This window comes from Halalkalibacillus halophilus DSM 18494 (assembly GCF_000423105.1).
Lineage (GTDB): Bacteria > Bacillota > Bacilli > Bacillales > Alkalibacillaceae > Halalkalibacillus > Halalkalibacillus halophilus.
On the sequence record NZ_AUHI01000024.1, the window covers coordinates 1 to 7886 of the forward strand.

Here is a 7886-nt window from a genome sequence, read left to right on the forward strand (position 1 = left end):
TAAGGCGGCGGGAACAGGTCGCGCGCATTTTCCCCAATGAAAAGGCCGCGTTTCGTCTAATTGGAGCCGTGTTAATGGATTACAACGATAACCTAGATCGAGGCAACCGCAAGTATATCTATCGAGCGAACACGTAGTCATTTGACACCGCCCTTAGGGACCATGCATCTCGAGGTCAACAGGCAGCTTTTCAAAAATTCTGCCTCTCTGCCTAAAAGGCTCGCATGGTCCCTCCTCGGCGTCAAATGCGCAGCGTTATCTAGACGAAGTCGTCCCCTAGATGACCCGCTCTACCCACAGGTGAAAATGAAGTAGCACTTTTACACATAATTATGGACTTGACATTTTTTTCTAAAATCTCCTCACGCAATTTCAACTTACAAGAAAATAATCGCTAGGATCCCAACCGTTGCACAATAAAATGCAAAGTACTTTAAGTTTCCAGCTTTCATAACATTTATAAAGAAAAGTAATGCGAAATAGGAAGATACTATAGCTGCTAGTAGTGACACTAAATATAAAACGAATTGACTGGAGATTTCTGGGTCGCTCATTATATCACCAGTAGCTAATACCATTGTCCCTAAACTTACAGGGATGTACATTAAAAATGAAAATCGTAATGCACTTGAACGTTTGAAGCCAACTAGCATAGCTGCAACAATGGTAGCTCCGGAACGACTAATTCCAGGAATTAACGATACAGCTTGGGCAAACCCTATAATTAGCGCGTCTTTCCAAGTGATTTCTGCATCACCTTTGTACCCTTTTAGATTACGAATAATCCATAAAGCTATCGCAGTAAGGATCAACGTAACACCAACCATTTGTGCTTGAATTGCACCGATTTCACTATTAAACAAAGCGCCAAGAATACCAGCTGGAATAGTTGCAATAAAAAGCAAGAACAAATAATAAAAATCCTGTTGATAAGCTTGATCACGTTTAAATAAATAATTGGATCCATTTACTACAAGTGCAATAATGTCTTTTCTATAAACAATTAACACTGCAATCAAAGACCCGAAATTAATAAATGCTTCAAAAGTAAGTCCGGGCAAGTCAATGTCCATAAGGGACTGTAACATAACTAAATGTCCGCTAGAAGAAATCGGGATTGGCTCTGTGAAACCTTGAAATAAACCTAGTAAGAAAAATTTAAGTAACTCATATATTTCGGTCATTGAGATCCTCCTGCTATGTAAAAAAATGTACCTCACTACCTGTGTGTATGCACCAATTTATAGAATATGAATAATGTGTTGGTGAAAGGGGAGATAGCGGTGGCAAATGAAATTCAAAACTTATGTCAAAACAATGTAAGAAACAGAGTCCATTTGCGGACCAACGATGGTCAGCAATTAGAGGCTGTAATATTAGATGTGGACGATGAATACCTTTACTTAGTGGTGCCGGCAAATCAATTGCAAAATATGAATCGATTCTTTGGTCCAGGTGGTTATGGGTATGGCTATGGTGCTCCACACGGATACGGGTTACAAAGGTTGATTTTACCACTAACCTTTATTGCGGCTTTAAGTGTCTTACCTTGGTAATGGTATTTCTGATAGTAAAGAGGCTGACAGCAACGAATATTGTCTGTCAACCTCTCTTCTTATTGACTACTTTCATCTTTAAGAATTGTTTCGGATAAGATTACAGTTACTAATGTAAAGGTAATTGCAAGAGCAATCGTCCCAGAAATACTGAACGCGTCACCTGCCATGCTACCAATTACATATACAATCATAGCACTTAGCATAAAGCTCCAAGCAGCTGTCCAAATTAAGCGCATCTTGTTCACCTCATTTATCTATACATTCCACTCTATAGTTTATCAAAGGTTGTATGAAAAATAAATATAAAAATATGAAGGTTTTATGGAGGGCGGTCCTTATGCATATTCTCATTTATCCTTGCTTTTCTAAATTCGGTTTTCAACTAGTAGATTATTTCTTGAATTCTGGCGTTAAAGTAGATGGTGTTGGGAGACTTGAAGAAGATGATGAATGGTTTTACTTTGAATCAATAGGTAGAAATGCCAACTTTAAATTTATGGATGAAAAAGAGTTTCGAACAGAGGAATCGTATGATCAAGCGTATCTTCTAGATAAAAATTTAAAAGTTGAGGCGTCACACATAATATATTTAGATTCTGTAAAGTCGGAATAAAAAACTTGCTATTTAAAAAGCAGGGTTGCAGAATAAATGTATAACATTAAAATAATGGAGTGTCCATATTGTTCCGACTTTCAGCAATTGTATTTTTGTTTCTATTTTTAGCTGGATGTAATATGTTTGATGATGGAAAATTAAATAATGTAGGGCTGTTAATGGAAGGTACCATCCATGATGAAACATGGGGGAGTGGTGCTTATTCAGGCTTGTTAAATATAAAAGAAGATAAAAATGTAAGTGTGTTACTTAGAGAAAATATTGCAACACTTAAAACTGCTGAAAAGGCTGTGAAAGATTTAGAAAGACAAGGTGTAAACTTGGTTTTTGGTCACGGTTCTAACTATGGGAGAATATTTGATTCACTAAATGAATATTATCCAGAAATTCATTTTGTTTATTTTAATGGACAAACCTTTGATCATAATATTACCAGCATTCATTTTGATGGATATGATATGGGTTATTTTGCTGGTCGTTTAGCAGGAGAAATGACTTCTACAAAACATATTGGTATTATTAGAGCGTTTAAAATGCAGGAAGAAGCAGAAGGTTTTTATGAAGGTGTTTTAGCAGTAGACCCAACAATCAAAGTATCAGTCAGATCCGTGAATAGTTGGTATGATCAACAAAAAGCAATGTTACACTTTCAGCAATTGACGGAACAAGGGATTGATGTTGTTTATCCTGCGGGAGATGGCTTTAATGTTCCGGTGATAAAAGCTGCAGAAGCAGAAGATATATTCGCGGTTGGATACATTCAAGATCAGCATCATATTTCTGAGAGTACTGTTCTAACAAGTACCGTTCAACAATTAGATGGCTTATATCTAAAGGTTGCTGATATGTATGACCAGCAACAATTGACACCGGGAATTATCAATTTTCCTTTTGACCAGTCATTTGTAACGCTTGGTACATACAGTAATGAAGTTCCAGAAGGTCTTCAATCGAAACTTAATAACGAAATGGATTCCTATATTGAATCAGGAGTCCTTCCGAGATAATAATCCTATTTAGAAGAAATAATTCTTTTAAATAGGATGTTTTTTTGGTAAAATTAGAACCAGGTCATAATATATGATATTAACTTATGAGGGGATGACAGTATGAATGCTGGAATAATCGGAACGGGACATTATGTTCCTGATCAAGTGTTTACAAATAAAGACTTGGAGAAGATTGTAGATACTTCAGATGAATGGATCAGAGAAAGAACTGGTATTGAAGAGCGAAGAATAGCGCCAGACCATATAAACACATCCGACATGGCCTATGAAGCGGCAAAGATGGCGATAGATGAAGCAGGTATTACTGCAGAAGATATAGATATGATTTTAGTAGCAACTGTGACAAGTGATATGGGTTTTCCTTCCGTAGCTTGTCAGATTCAACATAAACTAGGTGCTAAACAGATTCCAGCAATGGATATTAGTGCAGCTTGTGCAGGTTTTATTTATGGAGTTGTTACTGCGAAACAATTTGTTGAAGCAAATGTTCACAAGAATATTTTAGTAGTGGGTGTGGAAAAGCTATCTAAGATTACAAACTGGGAAGACCGAAATACTGCAGTGCTGTTTGGTGATGGTGCAGGAGCTGCCGTAATTTCACCAGTATCAGGCGAAAAAGGTATTATCTCTCATGAATTAGGTGCTGACGGTTCTGGGATTCCTCATTTATATCAAGACGAAGATGTTCTTTATATGAATGGAAGAGAAGTATTTAAATTTGCGGTTCGTCAAATGGGAGATTCTGCATTAAATGTTGTAGAGAAAATCGGATTGACGAAGGATGATGTGGATTACTTGATTCCACACCAAGCAAATATTCGAATTATGGAAGCGGCACGTCAAAAACTAGATATTCCTGTTGAGAAGATGTCTAAATATGTGCATAAGTATGGAAACACTTCAGCTGCATCGATTCCTATCGCATTGTCTGAGGATGTGAAAGCAGGTAAAATAAAAGAAAATGATTTAATGGTATTGGTCGGATTTGGTGGAGGCCTGACATGGGGAGCTCTAGCGCTTCGCTGGGGTAGGTCATAGAAAATTATTAGTAACGGATAACGGAGGTAATTAGAGATGACAAAGCGTAGAGTAGTAGTTACCGGGCTCGGGACAGTGTCTCCAATCGGTAATGATGTAAAAACAATGTGGGACAATTTAATAGCAGGTGAAGTTGGTATTGGACCCGTAACAAAAGTGAACCCGGATGAATTTCCAACTAAACTTGCAGCGGAGTTAAAAGATTTTGATCCAGCTAACTATATGGATAAAAAAGAAGCTAGACGAATGGATTTATTCACTCAATATGCAGTGGCAGCTAGTAAAATGGCTTTAGATGATGCAAAGCTTGAAATCACCGATGAAATTGCTGATCGTACGGGTGTATGGATTGGTTCTGGTATCGGTGGTATGACAACATACGAAGAGCAATTTCGTAAGTTTCTAGATAAAGGGCAACGTCGTGTCAGTCCATTTTTCGTACCAATGATGATTCCAGATATGGCTTCTGGGCAAGTTTCCATTACTTTTGGTGCGAAAGGGATCAATTCATGTACCGTAACAGCCTGTGCATCAGGAACGAATTCGATTGGTGATGCGTTCAAGGTTATTGAAAGAGGAGATGCAGATATTATGATAACAGGTGGTGCTGAATCACCTATTAATAATATGGCTTTTGCTGGTTTTTCAAGTATGAAGGCAATGACTACGAATGAAGATCCTAATACAGCGAGTCGTCCATTTGATAAGAACAGAGATGGATTTATTATGGGTGAGGGAGCAGGAATTTTAATTTTGGAAACATTAGAATCTGCTGAAAAACGCGGAGCCCCAATTTATGCTGAAATTACCGGGTACGGCTCCACTGGTGATGCTCACCACATTACAGCCCCTGCCCCAGATGGAGAAGGTGCTGCAAGAGCAATGCAACAAGCACTTAACGATGCAGAAATGGAAGGAACATCTGTTGACTATATCAATGCACATGGTACTAGCACAGAGTATAATGATAAATTTGAAACAATGGCAGTAAAAACGATTTTTAAAGATCATGCTTATAAGTTAGGTATGAGCTCCACTAAATCTATGACAGGGCATTTACTAGGTGCTGCTGGTGGGTTAGAAGCGATTATTTCTATCTTATCAATCAAACACAATATTATGCCTCCTACGACAAATTATGAAACACCAGATGAAGATTGTGATTTAGACTATGTAATCAATTCTCCAAGAGAAACAGAAGTGAATGTTGCAATGAGTAATTCACTTGGTTTTGGCGGGCATAATGCTTCCTTAATTTTTAAGAAATATTAAGATGCACTAGAAAACACTAGAAAGATCCTAAAAGGTTTGCTAAAAATAGCAAGCCTTTTTTTGTTGTTAAATTATTTTTTTAAATCTGTAACATACAATAATAATAGAGGTAGGACAAGCAAACTAATTTTAGGAATAGAGGAAATAAAATGAATGCATTAATATTTTTCTTTGTTGGTTTCGGCTTCACATGTGTCGGAGCTGTATCTATTATTGGCTATTTAAACTTTATTCCTGCTGGGATGAGTGTGATTGATTTTCTTTTGTTTGTGTACAAGCGTCCAGAAATATATCTGTTGCCGATTGGTCTAATAGTGATGGCGCTTGCAATGTATAAAAATCCTTTTCATTCATAAAATATTATTGCATTGCTGCAAAAAAAATTAATCGAAAAGAAGTATGAAATTGTTTGTAATGGTGATAATGGACGTAAACAAAGTTGATGTAAAAGTGAGGGGTCGTAATGATGTACGTTCATGACATTTGGGTGAATTGGTTTGAGGGAGAAAGTATTGGCTATAACGTATGTGCTTTTCACGAATGGAAAAAGACTGATTCTATTGAATTGATGGATCAAGTTCCGGTTATTTATGCCAATGAACAACTCTTTCACTACATAGAGAATGATTTGAAAGACTTACCAGACGAGTTGCTTCAAGCAGTCTATAAACGTGCGTATATAAAAAAACAACACAAAAGAATTCCGATTGATTATGCATTCGTAGTGACAAACGGTAAGGAAGCATTAGTAGTGGATACGGCATCCTATAAAATACCATTAAGAAAAAGTAGATTAATACCAAGGCAAGAAAGGCTTGTGCTTGATCTAATTAAAAAACGCCAACCTATTTCTGTTGTTCCAAAGTGTGCTACTAAGAAAAGAAATGAAAGAGTACAACTGATGGAAGCACAAGCATTTATAGGGTTAACTCGCAAAGAAAGGCAATTAAAGCATGTGTTACTTTTAATGGTGGACCAATTAGAACAATCCGCAAGATTGGATGAGTTGAGATATTGGATCACTGAATGGGAACCAAACAGGTATAAAGAAATCCAGAACGTACAGTTTAAAAATGGAATTAGCTGGTTAACATCGCAAGTCAAAGCAGGGTGGAGTAAAAAGCACGAAGAGTTCTGTAGGAAAATGGCAAAAGGTCAGCCATTTTTTGAGAGGTTAATTGATATGGAAGAAATAAAAAAAAATGTATTAAAATAAAGGCTTGCCACAGAGCAAGCCTTTATTTTATGTGGTTATCTTTTTAAATGTACACGTCCAAGACCCATAGCTTTCTTTGCTTTTTTAAGCATTTTATTAGCTACTTGTGAAGCTTCTTCAGCTCCCCGATCTAAAATATCATCTAATTCTTCTGACTGGTACATCTTTTGGTATCGCTCTTGAAGTGGTGTCAGGCTATTTACTACTACATCTGCTAAATCTTGTTTAAATGTACCGTAATTTTTCCCTTGATATTCTTCTACTATCTGGTTGATAGAACTATTGGAGAAGCTAGAATAAATCGTTAATAAATTCGAAATCCCTGGCTTGTTTTCTTTATCGTATTCAATAATACCTTCGGAGTCTGTAACAGCACTTTTAATTTTCTTTTCAATTTGCTTCGGTTCATCTAATAAAAAGATAGTAGCTTTTAAATTTTCATCTGATTTACTCATTTTTCTTGTTGGGTCTTGTAAGGACATAATACGCGCACCGTGTTCAGGTATATGTGGTTCTGGAAGTGTGAATATATCATTGTATTTTCGGTTGAATCTTTCCGCAATATTTCTAGTTAATTCTATATGCTGCTTTTGGTCATCGCCAACTGGTACGAGTGTTGTGTTATAAAGTAAAATATCTGAAGCCATGAGAGGAGGATATGTTAACAATCCAGCTGAAACCCCTTCTTTTCCTTCCGACTTATCTTTAAACTGCGTCATTCTTTCTAATTCACCAATGTAACTGTTGCATTGTAAAATCCAAGCCATTTGCGTGTGCGCAGAAACTTCAGATTGAATAAACAACGTAGACTTCTCTGGGTCAATACCTGCAGCCAAGTAAAGAGCTGCTAAAGAACGAATGTTATCACGAAGTTTTAAACGATCTTGAGTAACAGTAATTGCGTGTTCATCAACAATACAAAAGTAACATTTATTCTCATTTTGTAGTTCCGGAAAACGCCTCAAAGCCCCCACGAAGTTACCAATTGTAAGTGAACCACTAGGTTGAATGCCTGAAAAAATAATGCCCATTTTCATTACCCCTTTTATATTTTATTAAAGAATTTTTTAGTTTATTTAATGGTTCTAAGTCAAATGTTGGGGTGCTCTCTTAGGAGCACTCCTAATTTATGCCATTTGTCCTTGTATATGTTTATATTGATGATGCAATAAAAT

Annotated in this window: 11 protein-coding genes; 8 read left to right on the plus strand and 3 right to left on the minus strand. The window is 36.7% G+C overall.

Annotation, left to right across the window (positions count from 1 at the left end; genetic code table 11):
• The coding region (locus tag G532_RS16115; protein WP_211220364.1) for a transposase at window positions 1-137 on the plus strand (137 nt) is incomplete at its 5' end.
• A gap of 240 nt (window positions 138-377) precedes the next feature.
• Here the strand turns inward: G532_RS16115 and G532_RS0111570 are convergent.
• The gene (locus tag G532_RS0111570) at window positions 378-1184 is read right to left on the minus strand and encodes an undecaprenyl-diphosphate phosphatase (RefSeq protein ID WP_027964943.1); all 807 of its coding nucleotides are present in this window, start codon (window positions 1182-1184) and stop codon (window positions 378-380) included.
• 99 nt (window positions 1185-1283) lie between these two features.
• Here G532_RS0111570 and G532_RS0111575 point away from each other — a divergent pair, with 99 nt between their 5' ends.
• Window positions 1284-1556 carry a hypothetical protein gene (locus G532_RS0111575; protein WP_035512970.1) on the plus strand — a complete coding sequence of 91 codons (273 nt, stop codon included), beginning with the start codon at window positions 1284-1286 and terminating at the stop codon, window positions 1554-1556.
• Window positions 1557-1615: 59 nt separating this feature from the next.
• Here G532_RS0111575 and G532_RS0111580 read toward each other — a convergent pair whose 3' ends face one another.
• Entirely contained in the window at window positions 1616-1795 is a 180-nt protein-coding gene (locus tag G532_RS0111580; RefSeq protein WP_027964945.1) for a DUF2929 family protein, read from the minus strand.
• 101 nt (window positions 1796-1896) lie between these two features.
• Between G532_RS0111580 and G532_RS0111585 the strand changes: the two genes are divergently transcribed.
• The 6 genes from G532_RS0111585 (at window position 1897) to G532_RS0111610 (ending at window position 6711) form a co-directional block, all read left to right on the plus strand.
• Window positions 1897-2172: a hypothetical protein gene (locus G532_RS0111585; RefSeq protein WP_027964946.1), complete on the plus strand. Its 276-nt coding sequence runs from the start codon at window positions 1897-1899 to the stop codon at window positions 2170-2172.
• A 68-nt stretch (window positions 2173-2240) separates the two neighbouring features.
• Window positions 2241-3182, plus strand: a complete 942-nt coding sequence (locus G532_RS0111590; protein WP_027964947.1) for a BMP family ABC transporter substrate-binding protein — start codon at window positions 2241-2243, stop codon at window positions 3180-3182.
• 102 nt (window positions 3183-3284) lie between these two features.
• A complete protein-coding gene (locus G532_RS0111595; RefSeq protein WP_027964948.1) occupies window positions 3285-4223 on the plus strand; it encodes a beta-ketoacyl-ACP synthase III in 939 nt (312 codons plus the stop codon).
• Between the two features lie 36 nt (window positions 4224-4259).
• Window positions 4260-5495 carry a beta-ketoacyl-ACP synthase II gene (gene fabF, locus G532_RS0111600; RefSeq protein WP_027964949.1) on the plus strand — a complete coding sequence of 412 codons (1236 nt, stop codon included), beginning with the start codon at window positions 4260-4262 and terminating at the stop codon, window positions 5493-5495.
• Between the two features lie 149 nt (window positions 5496-5644).
• Window positions 5645-5851: a YuzI family membrane protein gene (locus G532_RS0111605; RefSeq protein ID WP_027964950.1), complete on the plus strand. Its 207-nt coding sequence runs from the start codon at window positions 5645-5647 to the stop codon at window positions 5849-5851.
• A gap of 107 nt (window positions 5852-5958) precedes the next feature.
• The gene (locus G532_RS0111610; protein WP_027964951.1) at window positions 5959-6711 is read left to right on the plus strand and encodes a DUF3603 family protein; all 753 of its coding nucleotides are present in this window, start codon (window positions 5959-5961) and stop codon (window positions 6709-6711) included.
• 35 nt (window positions 6712-6746) lie between these two features.
• On the opposite strand, the gene trpS is transcribed toward G532_RS0111610, so the two are convergent.
• Complete coding sequence (gene trpS / locus G532_RS0111615; RefSeq protein WP_027964952.1) at window positions 6747-7742, minus strand: tryptophan--tRNA ligase; 996 nt, start codon at window positions 7740-7742, stop codon at window positions 6747-6749.
• Window positions 7743-7886 lie beyond the last annotated feature (144 nt).